A 17067-nucleotide genomic window follows, 5' to 3' on the forward strand; every position below is an offset into this window, starting at 1 on the left:
GATTCCCTACCGTTTTAGCTGCGCTGTCGCAGCCTCTATCCACAATAAAATCCGTCCAGCCGAGCGACCTGCCAGCCACCACCCCAGCAACACGCCGGCGCTATTCGCCAACATATCGGCATACTCGAAGTAGCGATAGCCTGTCATACCCTGCAAGAACTCGATGCCGACACCCATCGCAACGAACACCACGACCAGCCGCACCCGCAAATACTCAAGCTGACAGAACCACAGCATCAGTAGTGCGTAAGCTAGTGCGTGTTCCAACTTATCCACGCTCCAGAAATGAACTGGCTCAGGCGGGTGCGGTGTCAACGAAAGGTAGAAGATAACCGCCACCCACAGCCAGCCCAAGGCTAGCCAAATCTTGCGAATAGTCATCATCTCAAACAGGCCAAGCAGCCAGATACTCTTGCCAGTGCGGCGCCTCCTGCTTGCCTAGCGTGGCGCGTACCAAATCACATTCCCGCTGATACTGTTCGCGGGTGAGTTGCCCGCGCATCAGCTGAAAGCGCAGATAGACCAGCCAGGTGTTCACCACATCGGTCTCACAGTAGTTGCGTATCTCGGCGAGACGACCTTGCTGATACGCCTCCCACACCTTACTGCCATCCATACCCAGCTTGCCGGGGAAGCCGATCAGCTTAGCCAATTCATCCAACGGCGCGTTAGCACGCCCGGTGTACATCGCCAGCAGATCCATCAGATCAAGGTGACGCGTGTGGTAGCGACTGATGTAGTTGTTCCACTTGAACTCGCGGTCATCCTCGCCCATATCCCAGTAGCGCGGACTTTGTACTCCGTGGATCAGGCCGCGATAGTGCAGCACTGGCAGGTCGAAGCCGCCGCCGTTCCAGCTCACCAGTTGCGGAGTGTATTTCTCGATGCCGTCGAAGAAGCGCTGGACCAGGCTGCCTTCGCCCTCCTCCAAGCCGCCCAACGTCCACACGCGAAAGCTGTCGCCCTCGCGCAAGGTGCAGGAGATCGCCACCACCCGTTGCAAATGATGTTGCAAGAAATCGCTGCCCGTCCTCTGGCGACGCATCTGAAATGCCATCTCGGCGACTTCGGTATCACTGACAGCACTATCGACCTCATACAGGGTGCGCAAGCCCGCGATATCGGGGATGGTTTCGATGTCAAACACTAGGGTGGGAGTCATGTACGGTTCCGTCGCCCTCCACTGAACAGGGGAAGGCGAGTCTATTCAATTCAAGGATGGATTATTTTTTCGACCAAGCACCGCCGCTCTGCACCCACCAGCCCGCTTGGGCGCGTTGGATCCAGCGTTGCGCGAAGGTGCTGCGTATCTCGGCCAGCCACTCGGGGTGCCCGTTCGCACGGGCGATCTCAGCGTACAGACCATTGCGATCCTGATTCTCGGCAGCAACCAAGCCATTCACCGCCTGACGTTGCGCCAAAGGCACAGCGCTAGCATCGTGCACGGCGATCAGACCATCTGCCGTCAGACCGACTGCACCGCTGGCATACAAGCCTGCCAACTGAGCATGGCGAGCCTGCATGGACTGTTTCAGCGCGACGATGCCGGGCGTATTCACTTCAAGATCGGCTTGCGCCATCGCGGTGACCGAGAAACACAACGCTAGAATAGCTAGGCAATACTTCAGTAAGCGATTCATTTCGTCTCCTCCTTCTTCACGTCCTGAGCAGGACGCTGTGTTTGCCAAACTTCGTCGATGATCTTGTCTGCCGCTTTTTCCGCTGCTGCTGCGGGGAAATAGATGTTAATGGTGACGCAGGCGGTCAAGACTGCACCCGCCAAAGGTATCGCGATCCAGTTCTTCATTCGAGCTCCTTCATTTGACTACTGCCTGCACATTGTCCTGCATCACGCGCTTCAAGCGCGCCAGCAGTTCGTCCCAACCCACGGCGCGATTGTAGCCCATCACAGTGATAGCTGGTATGCCTCCGCCCTGTACGATGACGTAGCCATCCTTGCTGTTCGCCACGCCGCCCATCTGGCACACGCCATTGCGCAGCACACAGCTCAGACCAATCTCGTGGTAGCCGAAGTTCTCGAACACCCGCAGGAAGCTGCGCTGCAACGCTGCCGTTGCTCCGGAGCCACCGAGTGACGAAATATTCTCCACCGCCTTCTGGCTGATCTTTTTACGGTAGCTACCGGGACTGCTGACCACCTTGGCATCGAAACGCACTGGCTGCCAATTCGCCAGTTCCAGATCGTTGACGCTAACATCAAGCTTGCCTTGGATGTTGCCAAAGGAAAATGTACGAGTGAGCAGATCCAAGTCCAAGCCACGCATATCTAGATTGCCACTCAGTCGTGGCGCACGCCCGAAAGCGTCGTGAAGCTGCAACTGGTTCGCCACGATGGTGCCGTCAAAAACTCGAAAAAGCAGCGCGCCATCCACCCTCATCACCCCATCAACGTAGCTCACTTGGGGGATCATGCCAGACAACGTACCGTGCATCTCGGGCAACCCGAGCGCCACGCTCAATGGTTGCATTGAAATCGGCGCCAGATTACCCGCAAAACTCCAATGCCAAGCATCGCCTTCTTGGTGGAGATGGAAGTCTCGTAACGAGAGTGCCCCATCTAGGATGGGTAACGTTGCGGCAGCGAGCGTCAGCTCCAGCCCGCGCATCGTAATAGTCAGCTGCGTCGCTCCCAGTGGCACCTTGAGCAGCTCACCGCCCACCCAACGGATATTCGCCTGCGTTTCAGCATTTGCCTGCCAAGGAATCGCAGCATTGACCCCGCGCAAGCCATAGTGGTGCTCGGAATCAGCGATGCCAGCATCGTATAGATTGAGATTTAATGACTCGGTCGCGCCAGCACGATAGCGCCAATCCACGTCAGCGTGACCGGATAGCTCAGCCGTCGCCAGTGTACTCTTTTCCGATAGTGGCTTGATCCATGAAGCAAACAATGGAGCCAATGCAATCTGCTGACCTTGTAGGTCACAGCTTTCCAGCGACTTGCTTTGTTCGTTCCAAATGCCAGCCAGCTTGAACTCTCCAACTTCGGCCAGATTCGCGGTTGCCTGGGTGATTTCGACGTGATCCCCGTGGACTGTGCCTGCCGCCTGCAAGCGATGTCCACCACGCAGGTAGAGCGGTTGCCAGAACAGTTCGCCGCCTTGCCATTCCAAATTGCCCTTCCACGCCCAACGTCCGCCGCTATTCGTAGCATAAACCTGCAATCTGCCAGCCAATCCCTCGGCGGCATGCACGCCGGCAGCATCGCTGAAAGCCATTTCGGATAATTGAATATCTGACTCTAGCGAACGGAGTCCGGCAGCATCACCACTAGCTCGGAGCGTTCCATCCAGCCTCCCCTGACTCGGCTGCGGCATGGAGGCAGGCAGAAAGTCAGCCAAACGCTTGGCCTGCGCATGATGCAAGTCCATCGCGATTTTCCAGCGTGGTGTGCCGAATTCGGCTGTCACCAGCCAACTCCCCCCCCCCTCCTTTAGCGACAGTTCCAACTGCTGATGTAGCAGGTCGAAGTTGAATTCGACAGATACCGCTGATTTGCCCGGTAAGCTGCCGCGCTGGCAAGCGAATGCTCGGCCATCAAAATCGAAGTGGGCACAGTGCAAGCCTAGGTTCCGCCACATCCGCCCCTGAATACTCAGTTCGCCCAAGGTGAGATCAGCACCACCCCCGAGAGGGAATGTGAGTCGCACATCGCGCGCAGAAAACGTGTCCGCACTGATGTCGGCGATACTCAAAGCAAGACTGGCAGCATGGACGACTGAAGTGGCAGCCGACCAGACAAGCAGGAATAGCAGCCAACGCAAGTAAGTAAACATGGATCCATCTTACCCAAGATGACCGACGCATGAACCGAGAAATGGGTCAAACAATCGGACAGAAAAAAATCCCCTCACTTTTTCTTGACACATTTTTGAAAAACCATATAATGCGCGCACTTCGTTGTTACGGAGTGATTCGCGGGAATAGCTCAGTTGGTAGAGCGATACCTTGCCAAGGTATAGGTCGAGAGTTCGAGTCTCTTTTCCCGCTCCAAATTACTTGGGAAAGCTTAACGGCTTTCCCAAAAGTTTTTCTAGCAGTACTCTCTGCGGTGCGATAGCAAAGCGGTTATGCCCCGGATTGCAAATCCGGTTAGCCCAGTTCGACTCTGGGTCGCACCTCCAAAAACTCAATATCCAAGATAACGCCTCCGCTCAGCGCGTCACACCGATACATCCTCTGTAAAGTACGCTCCCTCAATCTCTAACAACAGATCAGAGCGGCAAATGTCCGAATGTAAATAAACCACGCTCGCTCTATCACCAAACTCTTCCCGAACCTTGGCTTTCACCATCGCCAAGTGCTCCAGATGGCGCAAGTACACCTTGAGCAAGATACGCCCATGGGTCACATCGTAGAGAGGGATCTGCTGAAACAGCGTGCGCACATTCAATAACGTCTCACCAGCCTGCTTTTCAGCATCGCCTTGATGAACCGTCTCATAGCCGACAATACTCGCCGTACCTGAGATAAAGAAACACTGCTGACCACTCAGTGTCGCAGACAAAGCTCTCACAAAAATTGGGCTGCGCGGGCCAAATAGCTGCGGGTAGTGATAAGCACTGGTTTGACGCGGATTCTCCACTGCCTTGCCTGGTTGCTTGGCAGCCATGAAATATACCGTAAGCCCGCCACTCTTACTTCCCAACACGCTTGCAGCCGGAATACTTTCCTCGTTGATACTACGCGCACTAGCGACGAAAGCCTCATGCCGCCCGACATTGAAGCCGCGATAGCGCTCCAAACCATTTTCATCCTCAGTGATCTTGGGAAAATAGTGCCAGACTCGCAACAGACTAGGATAAGCGTGATGATCGAGAAAGCTGAAGATGCGCATATACGCCTGCTTAGCTAACATTTGCATGGTCTCATCTGAACTCTGCGGCAAGATCACGCTACCAAAAAGGACATTGCCATCCGTCGCCCCGCAGACACCCTCATAGTCACAGGAGCTGACCTGCGCACTACTAACCCAAACCTCTAAACTGGTGCCCGCTTCATCTAAGACTGGAATATCGATCCAAAGCGGAGAGCGCGCCGTCGCCGGTAGCTCAATCGGATAGCCAAAGCCGATCACTCCCAATACGTGCCCCTCATGCCTACCGAGATAGTCTTTGATCGTAAAGGGAGTTAAATAGTCCAGCCCAAATTTCATCGCACAACCCGAGTCCACTGCCTCAACTTATCTAAGAGATGCCGACACTGAGATGTGCCAGCTGCCTCGCTATAGGCTAATCAACCGTGCAACGAGTTAAGCTGCTTGGCAATAATATCGTGATTCAGCCACAGCACCGGAGCTGCTGGATTAGATGTTTCGTGGAACATCAATGGACCGGTCCCTTCTAGCACCAAAGCACTTAGCAAGTCCGTCACCAAACTTTTCCGATCCTTGTGCATCTGGGTGATCTCCTCCGAAGTGCCGATCATCAGATTCGCCAGCTCAGCAGAGTTATCCATCGGCCACGCAGGATAGTTACGGAACGACTTCATCACGTCATTGGCATTGTATGCGTCGATCTTCTGCAATAGGTCTTCCAACGAAGTACCTTCTTCCAACAGATCGCGACAGGCTTGCCATTGCTCGTCAGCCCACGCCCCCCCACCCTCTTTCTTAAGTGCGATGAGCAGCGGGAAAAGCGAAAGCTCGACACCCACAAAGATATCGGACGAGTTGGTGCGTATCTCAGGACAGTTATAGACCGTGGCCTTGATGCCCTGCGCCCAAGCGGCTTCGGCAACACGTTCGAGGCGCATCTTGGCCTGCCCTTGGGTATAGCTGGTGTAAGTCTGCCACTGATATTCGCCGTCAAGCAGAATCTCGGTACCGTGGTAGCCATAGGCGGTGTAGCGAATTTGCCCCCCTGTCGCTTCCAAGCGGTTACGAATAGCCGCGCTACCTTCGATCAGATACTGGAAAGTATTGGCCGTAACCTCGTCAAAATTCATGAGGATGAGCTTACCAAGGTCGCTGTCAAGCAGCGCCCGAGTGGACATGAAGCGATCTCCACGCCCCTTATAGATACGATTAGCGATCGCAAGAAATACTTTTACCTTGGGGATACCACCAGCCATGGTGTGGGCGAAAAAGACGTTGCTGCCATCAGCGATCATCCCTTCCAACTCACCCATCACTTGCGCGACTGAGTCCTTGAACCGGTTGACGCCAACCGCGCGACATTTTTCGATATGCGCCCAGTCCAGCTTATCGTCTTGCCAGCCCTTGAGCGTCATGTCGGCGATGAGGTCCGTCGGCGTAAGCTCGCCTGTCGGTGCGTCCAGATCAAAACCTGCCATCAGCGGCACGTTGATGATACGCCCCCCCAGATTAGCCTCTGCGGTTGCAAGCTCTTCATCGGTCAAAGCACGCAGTACGTTATTCTCATCACGCCGACCAACGGTAATACCGATAATAGTCATGCCAGCATTACGAGCTTCATTGATCAGGCCATTGGCATATCCTCGGCCAAACAGTTCGCCGAAAAGTACGAAGACATCACCCTTGCGAAAGATGTTGCCCTGTGGAATATTTCTCAGCGGTGTAAGTGCGGTCATTGAAACGATCTCCAATCAGTGGTTGTGTTCAGTTACTGGAGGCGGATTGTATCAAGTTAAGCCGCTCTGCATGCAGTCTGGCAATAGAAAGGGCGCACGACTCGGTGCGCCCTACGCTGTGAAGCAAACAAATTACATATAGCTAAACAGCGACAACCCCGACACTTGAACAAACGATTTCTGTGCTGCTTGCAGCGAAAGTTGCTGCTGGCTCAGGTCACTCATAGCCTTATTGTAATCAAGATCCTGCAACTGCGAGAGCGTCTGCTGGAATTGCAAAGCCAAGCTATCGCCACTAGCCTTGAGCGAATCAGCCTCATTCATCCGAGCCCCTACCGAGGCACGCACGGTCAACACTTTGTTCAATGCATTATCCAGACCGCTCAATGCGTCAGCCACACTCTGACTGACTGCCGCCGATGTGCTGGGAATGCCTGCAACGATAGGTTGCTTAAGTGCATTGATGAGGTTAGTCATAGTCTGAAATGCGCTTTGGTTGGTACTAGGCGCGACTGTGAAGGTGTCACCATTGGCGGGCGCCCCACTGATGCTCATCTGCAAACCATCAAAAGTGATAGCCTGCCCACTGACGTAAGCGGCCCCCGTCGCTGGCAATGCAGGCAATACCTGAGTCGGGGGCGCTGCCGTGGTATTAGTAACAGTATAGGTCGTTACTCCGGCAGCCACGGTGAATGCGACTTGATAGTTCGCACCGGTAAGGGAAGCCGGATTGATGACCTGACCGACATTAGCAACTCCAGATCCGGTATTCGCTACGCTAGGTGTAAACGAAACTGTACCATTACCATTCTTTACGCGCATAAAGACATCAGATCCCGGATCGGTAGAGGCTAGCTGGCGAGATGAGCTCACTTGTACCAATCGCTGTCCGTCATCACCGAAATATTGGACCCCAGCTGCAGTATTGACGAAGGGAATCGTCGAGCCCTGAAAGCCCGAGAACAAATACGTGCCCGCACCATCGGTACTATTGGCTTGCCCGACCAACTCCTGCAATTGCCCCTCTAAATCGCTAGCCATCGCCAAGCGTTCAGCATTAGAGAGGATGGTATTCCCCGCCGCCGTAGCTACAGAGCGCATGCTTTGGTAAAGAAAACTGACATTTTGCAAGGCACCATCCACCAGAGAAAGCGTATTAATCGCTGATGTTCGGTTCGTCGCATATTGAGTATTCATCGAGTCAGACTGACCGACTTCGAGCGCACGCGCAGCCGATGCCGGATCGTCAGCAGGAGTAACCATGCGCCGTCCTGTGGCAATCTGCTGTTGAGTCTGAAACAACTTTGATTGCTGTTGATTCAGCAATGCGACATTACTGTCGTAGATAGAACTTGTACTGATTCTCATGGCATCACCTCTTATCTCAACGCCAACAAGGTATCGAACATCGTATTGGCGACCTTGATCGCCTGCCCAGCTGCTTGATATGCGCGTTGATAGCGCATCAGATTGGCGGCTTCCTCATCCAGATTGACTCCAGAAACAGCTTGTTGCTGTTGTATCGTATTGTTCACCAGCGTGGTCTGAGCTTGGCTAGTTACTTTCAGTTCCCGTGTTTTATTACCCACCTCACCAACCAATTGGGCATATGCACCTTCATAGCTGGCCGTACTATTGGATAGTGTCGCCCGCGTCTGCAATCCAGCCAAAATCAGAGCATTACTACCATCAGCACTCGACAATGAGTTTGCGCCTACTGAGAACACATCGCCCGCATTCGGCACACCAGTGATCTGTACCGTCCAACCGTTATAGGTGATTGCTGAGCCAGCCGTAAAAGCGATATTAGTGCCCGGCGCAGGGACACCTGTTCCGGCAACATTAAACGTGGTCGGTGGGTTATTGAACGTGATCGTCACCGGCTGCTGAAGATTCAGATCAGTCGCTGGATGTGCTGGATTAGCCACGACGGGCGTGGCATTAACTGTCGCAGCACTCATCACACCCGTGCCAGTATTCGCAAGCGCAGCATTCGAGCGTATCGGCGATGCTGCCGCAATCAGATTGGTATCAGAGATCGCTAGACTGATGTTACCCGCCCCATTGGCGGTAGGGCGTATCAAGAAGGTATCACCGGCAACAGGCGTGCCACCCGTCAACGCAAAGGTCACACCATCCACGGTTTGCGGCAAGCCTGCAGGAAAGTTTGTAAGTGTATTATCGGACATACGCAGCACGCCATAGCTGGTGCCCCCATTGAAAATCAACTGATAATCACTGGTTGTAAGCGCTGCAACGCTACTGATTGTCGCCCCAACTGCCCCCGTACCGGCGTTAACTGTCGAAGGCGCAACGGCTGGCGCCGGAACATTAAAAAGATTACCGCCCAATGCGCCATTGGCATCTAAACCGAACTGATGCTGAGTATTGAAATTGGTTGCCATACCGATCGCCAAACGCCCCAGCGAATTCTGCGTTGCATCCAATGTTTGCGACCGAAAGCTCATCAAACCGCCAAGCTTTCCGCCCTGAATCGAACTTTGTGGCAAACGTATCACCTGCCCATTCGAGCTATAGGCAACATCTAATCTTGAAGCATCCTGTTGATTCTGAGCAGTTTGCAGTGTGTAGGGATTTGCCCCGACCACCAATGCCTGACCATTACCGATAAAAACGTTGTAACTACCATCTGACTGCTTAAGGACAGTGGCCTTCACTTCAACATTCAGTTGAGTGATAAGCTGATCACGTTGATCCAGTAGATCGTTTGCAGTCATGCCACCCGAAGTACCTTGCGCCAAAACGATGTTGTCGTTCAGCGCAGCGATTTGCTGCGCATAACCGTTGATGGCTGCCACACTAGTAGTGATCTGGCTATTCAGGCCGGTATTGATATCCGTCACACGCTGCCCTAACGCTTGGAAGCGGGAGACTAACGTCTGCGCGCTACTCAGCATGGTTTGCCGACCAGCCTGAGACTGTGGCGTCGTCGCTACTGTATTAACGCCGCTGAAAAAACCCTGTATCGCCGGAGCCAAGCCCGCAGAAGCATCCGCCAACAGGTTGTTGATCTGCTGAATTTCGTTGTAGTAAGTATCGAGCTGATTCGACTGCGATTGCTCTTGTAGCACCTGAGCACCCAAGAAATCACTGTACATGCGCTTGATGGTGGTGACATTAACACCCCGACCAATGAAACCAGCTCCACTAAATTGAGGCGGGTTAGCACTCTGCACACTCTGTTGGCGACTAAAGCCAGGGGTGCTGGCATTCGCGATGTTGTGCTCGGTCGTGGTGATACCGATCTGCGCCGCATTGAGCGCCGTCACTCCAATTCCGAATATCGAGGTTCCCATGATGTCGTGCCCCTAAAACTTGAGCTCCGGTAGACATATCGACCCAAGCCCAGCAAACTTTACTATCCCAAAGCGCTGACCTTGCCGATCACCTTAGTCAGCTTGTCCGCATATTGCGGGTCAGTGGCATAACCAGATCGTTGCAAAGCTTGCGAGAATCCTGCTGCATCAGACTGTTGCAACACACCGTTATAACGAGGATTGCTACCTAGCATACGCGCATAATCTTGGAATGAGGCCGCATACGAATCATATGCACGAAATTTCTCCATTTGCTTCACCGGCACACCATTCACATATTCAGTGGTCATCACCTCCGCCACCTTGCCGTTCCAGCCCGCCCCTGCCTTGATGCCGAACAGATTGAAACTGTTACTTCCATCCGCCATCTTGATCTCACGCCTACCCCAACCACTTTCCAGCGCAGCCTGTCCCAGCATCAACTGAGGCGGAATGCCCGTAGTGCGACTAGCCTGCACCGCATGTGGCAACAAGCGCTGAACAAAGTCCTGCTGAGCACTCTGACTATACGCCGATGGCACCGCCACTTGAGATTTAGTCGTTGCGCCTATCGCCGAGGGCGTCAGCGAAGATTGAACTCCGGCACCGGACATGCTCCGACTCAGCTGTTTAACCATCACATCGGCCAACCCAACGCCTCGTGAAGACATATCCTGAGACAGCTGCTGATCGAGCATTGAGGTGAACATACGCGTCTGATCGCTATCAAACATCCCCTCTTGCGGGGTTGCCTCACGCATGGATTTCAACATCATGTTCATAAACACTGCCTCGAACTGCTGCGCAGCTTTCTTAAGCGCGGCATCCGGTGACTGTTTGGCCTGTAACTTCAGTGCATCAAGACTCTGCACATCGGTCGCCAAACCCCCAATGTTAGACATCGTGTACATCAAATGATCTCCAGATCAGCATGCAGCGCTCCGGCAGATTTCATCGCCTGCAGAATCACCAGCAGATCCTGAGGGGTTGCTCCGATGGCATTGAGGGATTTGACCACATCACCCAACGACACGCCGCGTTTCAATGTAAGTATCTTGCCATCACTTGCCTTGATATCAATGTTCGAATTGGCGACCTTTTCCGTCTCTCCTCCTGACAACATCCCCGGCTGACTCACCGTGTTCTCGGTCTTGATGACCACAGTCAAGCTACCGTGCGACACAGCACAATCATCCAGAGTCACCGTCTGATTCATCACCACCGAGCCAGTACGTGCATTGATGATGACTTTAGCCGCCCCAGCTGCCGGCTCAACCTCGACATTTTCCATCTGCGAGACGAACGCCACACGAGCATTACCTGAGGGTGCGCTGACTTGCACCGTCCGCCCGTCCAGAGGGACCGCACTGTCCGCACCAAATTTCTGATTGATCGCCTCAGCGATCCGCGAAGCCGTAGTGAAATCCATCTTGTTTAGATTGAGCATGATCGAATCACCCTGCCCCAATGCGGTCGGCACAGCACGTTCCACCGTTGCACCGCCGGAGATGATACCCACGCTCAGATGATTGACTTGTGTCTTTGAGCCCCCCGATGACGCGCCCGCGCCCCCAACCAGCAGGCTACCTTGAGCCATCGCATAGACCTGACCGTCAGCCCCCTTGAGAGGAGCCATCACCAGCGTGCCACCACGCAAGCTCTTGGCATTACCGACAGAAGAAACCGTCACATCAATGGTCTGACCGAGACGAGCAAACGGCGGCAGAGTCGCAGTCACGGTCACGGCTGCGACGTTTTTCAATTGCAACGTAGTCGTGGGCGGCAGATTCACCCCCATGTTGGACAACATGCTGATCACACTCTGAACGGTGAATGGTGTCTGCGTAGTTTGATCGCCGCTACCATCCAAACCCACGACCAAGCCATAGCCAATCAACTGGTTATCCCGCACACCCTGAATACTGGCGAGATCTTTGATCCGCTCAGCAGAGACCCCCAAGGGCAGCAACAGTGCCAGCATCAACAGGATTTTTTGTAGTATCTTCATGCCATCATCTCCCTCAGAATGGCAATATGGACAGGAAGAAACGCCCCAACAATGAAGATGCCGAAGACGCATCCATGCTGTACTTGCTGCCCTTGTACTCCAAGTGTGCATCCGCCACCTGACTTGATTGCACCACATTCGCACCCGTAATCGTATTCGGGTTGACCACCCCAGAGAAGCGAATGAATTCGTTGTTCTGATTCACCACCACCTGCTTCTCGCCACTTACCAGCAGATTATTATTCGGCAGCACCTCAATCACTGTCACGGTGATCGTGCCAGTAAAGACATTGCTGCTCGCAGTATCACCCGAGTTCGCCAGCTTGTTGGATGTATTGCCTCCAAGACTCAAACTATTGAAGATCAACTTGGCAGGAGTGGCATTGCGGGTGATGCTCGGGGTGGTGGCGTTGAGCGTACTACTGTGCGCCGCATTGTCGCTGGACTTTTCGGAGGCAGACGTCGATTCCACGATATTGATCGTCAGAATGTCGCCGACCATGCGGGCACGCCGATCCTCAAGCAAGGGACGAGAGTTCGAGGCATGGTAGATCGCCCCATCATTGTAGGCAATTTGATTGCGCTCCATCGGCCTAGCCGTCATCGGCTGATGGATACTGGTGCTGGGCTTGATGTCGGCACAGCCGACCAAGCCCAAAGCCACCAACACCGCACATCCCCCGAACAGATTACGCATCATCATTCCTTTACAGTTGAGTCAGGCGTTGCAACATCTGATCCGAGGTCTGAATCGATTTAGAGTTGATCTCGTAAGCGCGCTGCGTCTGAATCATGTTCACCAGCTCTTCGACCACATTTACGTTAGAAGTTTCGACATACCCCTGATTCAGTACGCCCGTACCATTCAGACCTGGGACACTGGTCGAGGGAGTGCCGCTGGAAGCGGTCTCGACATACAGATTCTCCCCCTGACTTTGCAAACCAGCCGGATTAATGAATGAAGTGAGCTGCAATGCCCCGACTTGTACAGGCGCGGCCACCCCCGGCTGCGTCACCGAAACCACACCATCGCGCCCTACCGTCACCGTGATCGCATTTGCAGGAATAGTAATGGGTGGCTGCACTACAAAACCGTTAGCCGTCACCATCTGCCCCTGATTGTCGGCTTGGAACGAACCGTCCCGCGTGTAGCCCGTCGTGCCGTCTGGCAACAGCACCGAGAAGAATCCTGGTCCGTTGATGGCGATATCCAAACTATTGCCCGTTTGTTGCAGATTTCCTTGGGTATGGATACGTTCTGCTGCCACAGGGCGAACACCCGTACCGATCTGTAAACCGGAAGGAATCTGCGTCTGCTGCGAGGATTGCGCACCCGGCTGACGGATGGTCTGGTACAACAAGTCCTCGAACACTGCACGGGAACGCTTGAACCCGTTGGTGCTGACGTTGGCCAAATTATTGGAGATGACGTCCATCTGAGTTTGCTGCGCATCCAGACCCGTCTTGGAAATCCACAGGGAGCGTATCATTTTGCTTTCCTTTCAGCAGGTTGATCGAAATCAACCATTGATATTGAATATCTGACTTGCCTGTCGCGCATTGGTATCGGCGTTCTGCAAGACCTTCATCTGCATTTCAAACGAGCGTCCCAGCGAGATCATATTAACCATCGCTTCGACCACGTTCACGTTACTACTTTCCAAATGTCCAGGAACCACCGTCACCGCCGCATCAGCAGTGGCTGGCTGCTTGTCCTGAGTGCGAAACAAACCATCTTCGCCACGAACCATCTGATTTTCAGGTGGATTCACCAGTTTCAAACGACCGACCACCTGAACTTGAACCGGCGTGTTACCCGTAGGCACCGTGGTAAGAGTGCCATCCTTGGCGATGCTCACTTCGGTGTTAGGTGGGAGCGTGATCGGACCACCTTCGCCCATGACATTCAGGCCGCTACGCGTTTGCAAAATGCCATTCGGTGTCGATTGGAGACTGCCATTTCGCGTGTAGGCTTCGCTACCATCAGGCATTTGCACGACCAGCCAGCCCTTACCATTGACCGCCACATCCAGTTCACGTCCGGTAGGTTGCAACACACCCGAAGTGAAATCTGACCCTGCGGTGGAGTCCACCACGAACGTGCGGGTTGGCAAACCCTGACCTTGCAGAGGTACGGCACGAAACGTGTTCAATGCTGAACGAAACCCTGGCGTACTGCTGTTGGCCAGATTCTCCGACACCGCAGCCTGCTGATGCAGGGTGTGCGATGCGCCGGTCATTGCAGTGTAGATCACGCGATCCATGTCAGTCTCCTGTCAGCGTTTAACGCATGTTCACCAAGGTCTGCAAGATCTGATCCTGCGTCTTGATGGTCTGCGCGTTCGCCTGATACACCCGCTGAGCCGTAATCATGTTGACCAACTCTCCAGTCAAATCGGTATTCGAGTCTTCCACCGCCCCCGACTGGATCGCGCCCAGCTGCGCCGTTCCGGGTGCGCCGACCAACGGCGAACCCGAGGTGGGCGACTGCGCCCAACCATTTCCGCCCAATGCCACTAAGCCTTGCGGATTAGCAAAATTCGCCAATACCACTTGCCCCAACACTTTGCTTTGTCCGTTGGAGTAGCGCCCCATCACCGTACCATCAGCAGCGGTGCTGAATCCGCTCAACAGCCCTGAACCGTAGCCGTCTTGGGTCAGCGAGTTGACCCCGAAATTCGCGCCGAACTGGGTGGAGTTGGTAAAGTTGAATGTCAGCGTCTGATTGGGTGTCGCCCCCACCGAAGAAAACGGAGCTGTCGTCATCGTGCCACCTACTGGGGTGGCCAGCGTGCCATTGGTATTGAATACCAACGTACCGACTGGAGTCGCTGCCGCAGGCGCAACCACTGCGGGCACTTGTACGCCATCTACCGTGGCATACACATTCCAAGTATTAGCCGCAACTGGGGGAACGGCGGCGGGGTTGACTGCCTGCAACTGAAAATACAGAGTAGAAACGTGACTATTGCCCAAGCTGTCGTAAGTCGTCACCGCCGTCGAGTTATTGAAGGAAGTCGGTACGGTGGGACTGAATGCAGCCGTGATCGGCACCGCCGAACGAGCATCTAGGTTCGCCACCATATTCACATTAGCCGATGGCTTGGCCGCCATGTTAGCCGTGGGGATCTGCAAAGGTGACGGTGTCGCCGCAACAATGGCACCTGTGGCAGGATTAACTTGGAATCCGGTCAACTTGGCTCCTTGGGAATTGACCATGAAGCCATTCTGGTCGATCTGAAATTGTCCGTTACGCGAATATGAGATCGCGCCATTGTTATCCATACGATAGAAACCTTGGCCATTGATCGCCATATCCATCGTGCTGTTGGTAACAGTGATGTTGCCCTGAGTGAACTGCTGCGCCACTGCCGCCAACCTCGCCCCCAAACCCACCTGATTACCGCCAGCGCCACTCAGCGATGCCGCATAGACATCGGCAAATTGTGCCTGCCCCATCTTGAAGCCGACGGTATTAGCATTGGCGATGTTATTGCCGATCACGTCCAGTTGCTTAGCTGAAACGTTCAGTCCACTCAATCCTTGTTGAAAGCCCATGACCGTCTCCTTAGTTACATGATTTGTTTGATGTCAGCCAGCGAGAACGCGCCTAGCTGCCCCACTTCAAGTTGCGCACCTTGCGCACCCTGAGTCACCGCATTCACCGTACCGAAGGCCAGCATGGCAGGATTACTACTCTGTCCGGCTAGCACTGCTTTGGCGGAAATCTGATATTTACCATCGGGAGCCTGTGCGCCAGAATCGGTCAGACCGTTCCAAGCGAGCGGAAGTACACCCGCCTGTTGCGCGCCCAGATCCATCGTTCGCACCACCTCGCCGGCAGAGTTCTTGATGGTCAGTTGCACACTGTCTGCGGCTTGGGTGAGATTGATGCCACCGAAACCTTGGCCGCTAGCCACCTCCATCTGATTGCCCGGAACCAACACACTGCGACCAATCATGGTGGTCGCGCTCAAGGATTGAGCGGATGTCATGCTGGTACTCAACGCTTGCAAGGTCGTGTTCAACTTGTCGATGCCGCTGACCGTACTCAGTTGCGCCATCTGAGATGTGACTTGAGCGTTATCCATAGGATTGAGCGGATCCTGATTCTTCATCTGAGTCACCAGCAGCTTCAGAAAACGATCCTGCACATTGGCCGCTGAGTTTGCATCGCCCGTCGCCGAGGTGGCACTACTGTTCTTTGCATTCAAAGAAGCATAAACCGACGATGCCGGATTGCTGTTTTGGGTAGAGGAGATCATTTTCTAATCCTTTCTGAAAGATTAAGCGCCAATGGTCAGCGTTTTAAGCAGCATGGATTTCGAGGTATTCAACATATCCACATTGTTTTGATACGAGCGCGAAGCAGAGATCATGTTGACCATCTCCTCCACCACATTCACATTCGGCAGGGTGACGTAACCGTTCTCATCCGCCATCGGATGTTTAGGGTCGTAAACCACCTTCATTGGCGAAGCATCCTCCACCACTGCCGACACCTTCACCCCCGCGCCCGACTCGTTGCCCATAGGCACAGTATTGAACACCACCTGCTTAGCGCGATATGGCTTGCCATCAGGTCCGGTCGTGCTGTCGGCATTGGCCAGATTGCTGGCAACCACGTTCAGGCGCTGCGACTGAGCAGTCATACCCGAACCCGCGATGTTAAAAATATTGAATAGAGACATGACGATCACCCTTGCAAAGCTGTCAACACATCCTTGAGCTTGTCACCGGCGAATTTGACACTGGCTTCATAGCGCAGCGCGTTGTCGGCGAATTGAGCCCGCTCCACATCCATATCTACGGTATTGCCATCAGCAGAGGGCTGAACCACATTGCGATACTTCACCTGCCCCGCCATCAATGCCGATGTTTGCCCGCTACCTTCTAGATGACGCGACGAGGTAGTTGCCATACTCAAACCACCCGTCCGACCCGCCATCGCGCCTTGCAGGGCACTAGCGAAGTCAATATCTCTAGCCTTGTAGTTAGGCGTATCCGCATTGGCGATATTCGAAGCCAGCAACTCCTGACGCGCAGCACGCAAACTCAGTGCTGTCTGGTGGAACTGCATCACTTGGTCTATCCTGCTGCTCATGGTCATACTCCTTGCATAACTAACTACCTTTTCCATGACGTGCATACTAGCGACAGCGAAGTCCA

Annotated in this window: 18 protein-coding genes and 2 tRNA genes; 2 read left to right on the plus strand and 18 right to left on the minus strand. The window is 54.0% G+C overall.

The annotated features are described in order from the left end of the window. Nucleotides 1-6 precede the first annotated feature (6 nt). From OYT1_RS08825 to OYT1_RS08840, 5 genes are all read right to left on the minus strand, one after another. Nucleotides 7-384 (minus strand): VanZ family protein, encoded by a 378-nt coding sequence (locus OYT1_RS08825; RefSeq protein ID WP_062626011.1) that lies wholly within the window; start codon nucleotides 382-384, stop codon nucleotides 7-9. A 1-nt stretch (nucleotide 385) separates the two neighbouring features. Continuing rightward, a complete protein-coding gene (locus OYT1_RS08830; protein WP_062626012.1) occupies nucleotides 386-1162 on the minus strand; it encodes a 3'-5' exonuclease in 777 nt (258 codons plus the stop codon). A gap of 61 nt (nucleotides 1163-1223) precedes the next feature. Continuing rightward, nucleotides 1224-1640 (minus strand): YdbL family protein, encoded by a 417-nt coding sequence (locus OYT1_RS08835; protein WP_062626013.1) that lies wholly within the window; start codon nucleotides 1638-1640, stop codon nucleotides 1224-1226. Continuing rightward, nucleotides 1637-1807 (minus strand): hypothetical protein, encoded by a 171-nt coding sequence (locus OYT1_RS13680; protein ID WP_172588529.1) that lies wholly within the window; start codon nucleotides 1805-1807, stop codon nucleotides 1637-1639. Before OYT1_RS13680 ends, OYT1_RS08835 begins: the two co-directional genes overlap by 4 nt. Nucleotides 1808-1817: 10 nt before the next feature. Beyond that, nucleotides 1818-3797 carry a translocation/assembly module TamB domain-containing protein gene (locus tag OYT1_RS08840; RefSeq protein WP_062626014.1) on the minus strand — a complete coding sequence of 660 codons (1980 nt, stop codon included), beginning with the start codon at nucleotides 3795-3797 and terminating at the stop codon, nucleotides 1818-1820. A 141-nt stretch (nucleotides 3798-3938) separates the two neighbouring features. Here OYT1_RS08840 and OYT1_RS08845 point away from each other — a divergent pair. After that, nucleotides 3939-4014 (plus strand) — tRNA-Gly (locus OYT1_RS08845). A gap of 57 nt (nucleotides 4015-4071) precedes the next feature. After that, nucleotides 4072-4145 (plus strand) — tRNA-Cys (locus tag OYT1_RS08850). 38 nt (nucleotides 4146-4183) lie between these two features. Here OYT1_RS08850 and OYT1_RS08855 read toward each other — a convergent pair. The 13 genes from OYT1_RS08855 to flgB all read right to left on the minus strand — a co-directional run bounded on the left by OYT1_RS08855 (nucleotide 4184) and on the right by flgB (nucleotide 17002). Continuing rightward, complete coding sequence (locus tag OYT1_RS08855; RefSeq protein WP_062626015.1) at nucleotides 4184-5176, minus strand: chorismate transformation enzyme, FkbO/Hyg5 family; 993 nt, start codon at nucleotides 5174-5176, stop codon at nucleotides 4184-4186. 80 nt (nucleotides 5177-5256) lie between these two features. Further along, complete coding sequence (locus tag OYT1_RS08860) at nucleotides 5257-6573, minus strand: enoyl ACP reductase FabMG family protein (protein ID WP_062626016.1); 1317 nt, start codon at nucleotides 6571-6573, stop codon at nucleotides 5257-5259. Between the two features lie 132 nt (nucleotides 6574-6705). After that, entirely contained in the window at nucleotides 6706-7941 is a 1236-nt protein-coding gene (gene flgL / locus OYT1_RS08865; RefSeq protein WP_062626017.1) for a flagellar hook-associated protein FlgL, read from the minus strand. An 11-nt stretch (nucleotides 7942-7952) separates the two neighbouring features. Continuing rightward, entirely contained in the window at nucleotides 7953-9890 is a 1938-nt protein-coding gene (gene flgK, locus OYT1_RS08870) for a flagellar hook-associated protein FlgK (RefSeq protein WP_062626018.1), read from the minus strand. 62 nt (nucleotides 9891-9952) lie between these two features. Further along, complete coding sequence (flgJ, locus tag OYT1_RS08875) at nucleotides 9953-10801, minus strand: flagellar assembly peptidoglycan hydrolase FlgJ (protein ID WP_062626019.1); 849 nt, start codon at nucleotides 10799-10801, stop codon at nucleotides 9953-9955. Beyond that, on the minus strand, nucleotides 10801-11898 hold the full coding sequence (locus OYT1_RS08880; protein ID WP_062626020.1) for a flagellar basal body P-ring protein FlgI: 1098 nt from the start codon (nucleotides 11896-11898) through the stop codon (nucleotides 10801-10803). The genes flgJ and OYT1_RS08880 overlap by 1 nt, the downstream gene beginning before the upstream one ends. A gap of 13 nt (nucleotides 11899-11911) precedes the next feature. Next, on the minus strand, nucleotides 11912-12595 hold the full coding sequence (locus OYT1_RS08885) for a flagellar basal body L-ring protein FlgH (RefSeq protein WP_088178204.1): 684 nt from the start codon (nucleotides 12593-12595) through the stop codon (nucleotides 11912-11914). Nucleotides 12596-12605: 10 nt separating this feature from the next. Beyond that, nucleotides 12606-13388 (minus strand): flagellar basal-body rod protein FlgG, encoded by a 783-nt coding sequence (flgG, locus tag OYT1_RS08890; RefSeq protein WP_062626022.1) that lies wholly within the window; start codon nucleotides 13386-13388, stop codon nucleotides 12606-12608. A 30-nt stretch (nucleotides 13389-13418) separates the two neighbouring features. Further along, a complete protein-coding gene (flgF, locus tag OYT1_RS08895; protein ID WP_062626023.1) occupies nucleotides 13419-14162 on the minus strand; it encodes a flagellar basal-body rod protein FlgF in 744 nt (247 codons plus the stop codon). Nucleotides 14163-14181: 19 nt separating this feature from the next. Further along, on the minus strand, nucleotides 14182-15456 hold the full coding sequence (gene flgE / locus OYT1_RS08900) for a flagellar hook protein FlgE (protein WP_062626024.1): 1275 nt from the start codon (nucleotides 15454-15456) through the stop codon (nucleotides 14182-14184). A gap of 14 nt (nucleotides 15457-15470) precedes the next feature. Next, nucleotides 15471-16163, minus strand: coding sequence for a flagellar hook assembly protein FlgD (locus OYT1_RS08905; RefSeq protein WP_062626025.1), 693 nt, complete (start codon nucleotides 16161-16163; stop codon nucleotides 15471-15473). Nucleotides 16164-16184: 21 nt separating this feature from the next. Continuing rightward, nucleotides 16185-16589 carry a flagellar basal body rod protein FlgC gene (gene flgC / locus OYT1_RS08910; RefSeq protein ID WP_062626386.1) on the minus strand — a complete coding sequence of 135 codons (405 nt, stop codon included), beginning with the start codon at nucleotides 16587-16589 and terminating at the stop codon, nucleotides 16185-16187. A gap of 5 nt (nucleotides 16590-16594) precedes the next feature. Continuing rightward, nucleotides 16595-17002, minus strand: a complete 408-nt coding sequence (flgB, locus tag OYT1_RS08915; RefSeq protein ID WP_062626387.1) for a flagellar basal body rod protein FlgB — start codon at nucleotides 17000-17002, stop codon at nucleotides 16595-16597. Nucleotides 17003-17067: the final 65 nt, after the last annotated feature.

This window comes from Ferriphaselus amnicola (assembly GCF_000974685.2).
GTDB classification, from domain to species: domain Bacteria; phylum Pseudomonadota; class Gammaproteobacteria; order Burkholderiales; family Gallionellaceae; genus Ferriphaselus; species Ferriphaselus amnicola.

Excerpts from the sequence above, each read along its gene's own strand:
- OYT1_RS08840 (WP_062626014.1), bottom strand. The coding sequence starts at position 3,797 with ATGTTTACTTACTTGCGTTGGCTGCTATTCCTGCTTGTCTGGTCGGCT.
- flgE (WP_062626024.1), bottom strand. The coding sequence starts at position 15,456 with ATGGGCTTTCAACAAGGATTGAGTGGACTGAACGTTTCAGCTAAGCAA.
- OYT1_RS08855 (WP_062626015.1), bottom strand. The coding sequence starts at position 5,176 with ATGAAATTTGGGCTGGACTATTTAACTCCCTTTACGATCAAAGACTAT.
- OYT1_RS08880 (WP_062626020.1), bottom strand. The coding sequence starts at position 11,898 with ATGAAGATACTACAAAAAATCCTGTTGATGCTGGCACTGTTGCTGCCC.
- flgG (WP_062626022.1), bottom strand. The coding sequence starts at position 13,388 with ATGATACGCTCCCTGTGGATTTCCAAGACGGGTCTGGATGCGCAGCAA.
- flgK (WP_062626018.1), bottom strand. The coding sequence starts at position 9,890 with ATGGGAACCTCGATATTCGGAATTGGAGTGACGGCGCTCAATGCGGCG.
- OYT1_RS08825 (WP_062626011.1), bottom strand. The coding sequence starts at position 384 with ATGATGACTATTCGCAAGATTTGGCTAGCCTTGGGCTGGCTGTGGGTG.
- flgL (WP_062626017.1), bottom strand. The coding sequence starts at position 7,941 with ATGAGAATCAGTACAAGTTCTATCTACGACAGTAATGTCGCATTGCTG.
- OYT1_RS08830 (WP_062626012.1), bottom strand. The coding sequence starts at position 1,162 with ATGACTCCCACCCTAGTGTTTGACATCGAAACCATCCCCGATATCGCG.
- flgB (WP_062626387.1), bottom strand. The coding sequence starts at position 17,002 with ATGAGCAGCAGGATAGACCAAGTGATGCAGTTCCACCAGACAGCACTG.
- OYT1_RS08905 (WP_062626025.1), bottom strand. The coding sequence starts at position 16,163 with ATGATCTCCTCTACCCAAAACAGCAATCCGGCATCGTCGGTTTATGCT.
- OYT1_RS08860 (WP_062626016.1), bottom strand. The coding sequence starts at position 6,573 with ATGACCGCACTTACACCGCTGAGAAATATTCCACAGGGCAACATCTTT.
- OYT1_RS08885 (WP_088178204.1), bottom strand. The coding sequence starts at position 12,595 with ATGCGTAATCTGTTCGGGGGATGTGCGGTGTTGGTGGCTTTGGGCTTG.
- flgF (WP_062626023.1), bottom strand. The coding sequence starts at position 14,162 with ATGGATCGCGTGATCTACACTGCAATGACCGGCGCATCGCACACCCTG.
- flgC (WP_062626386.1), bottom strand. The coding sequence starts at position 16,589 with ATGTCTCTATTCAATATTTTTAACATCGCGGGTTCGGGTATGACTGCT.
- OYT1_RS08835 (WP_062626013.1), bottom strand. The coding sequence starts at position 1,640 with ATGAATCGCTTACTGAAGTATTGCCTAGCTATTCTAGCGTTGTGTTTC.
- OYT1_RS13680 (WP_172588529.1), bottom strand. The coding sequence starts at position 1,807 with ATGAAGAACTGGATCGCGATACCTTTGGCGGGTGCAGTCTTGACCGCC.
- flgJ (WP_062626019.1), bottom strand. The coding sequence starts at position 10,801 with ATGTACACGATGTCTAACATTGGGGGTTTGGCGACCGATGTGCAGAGT.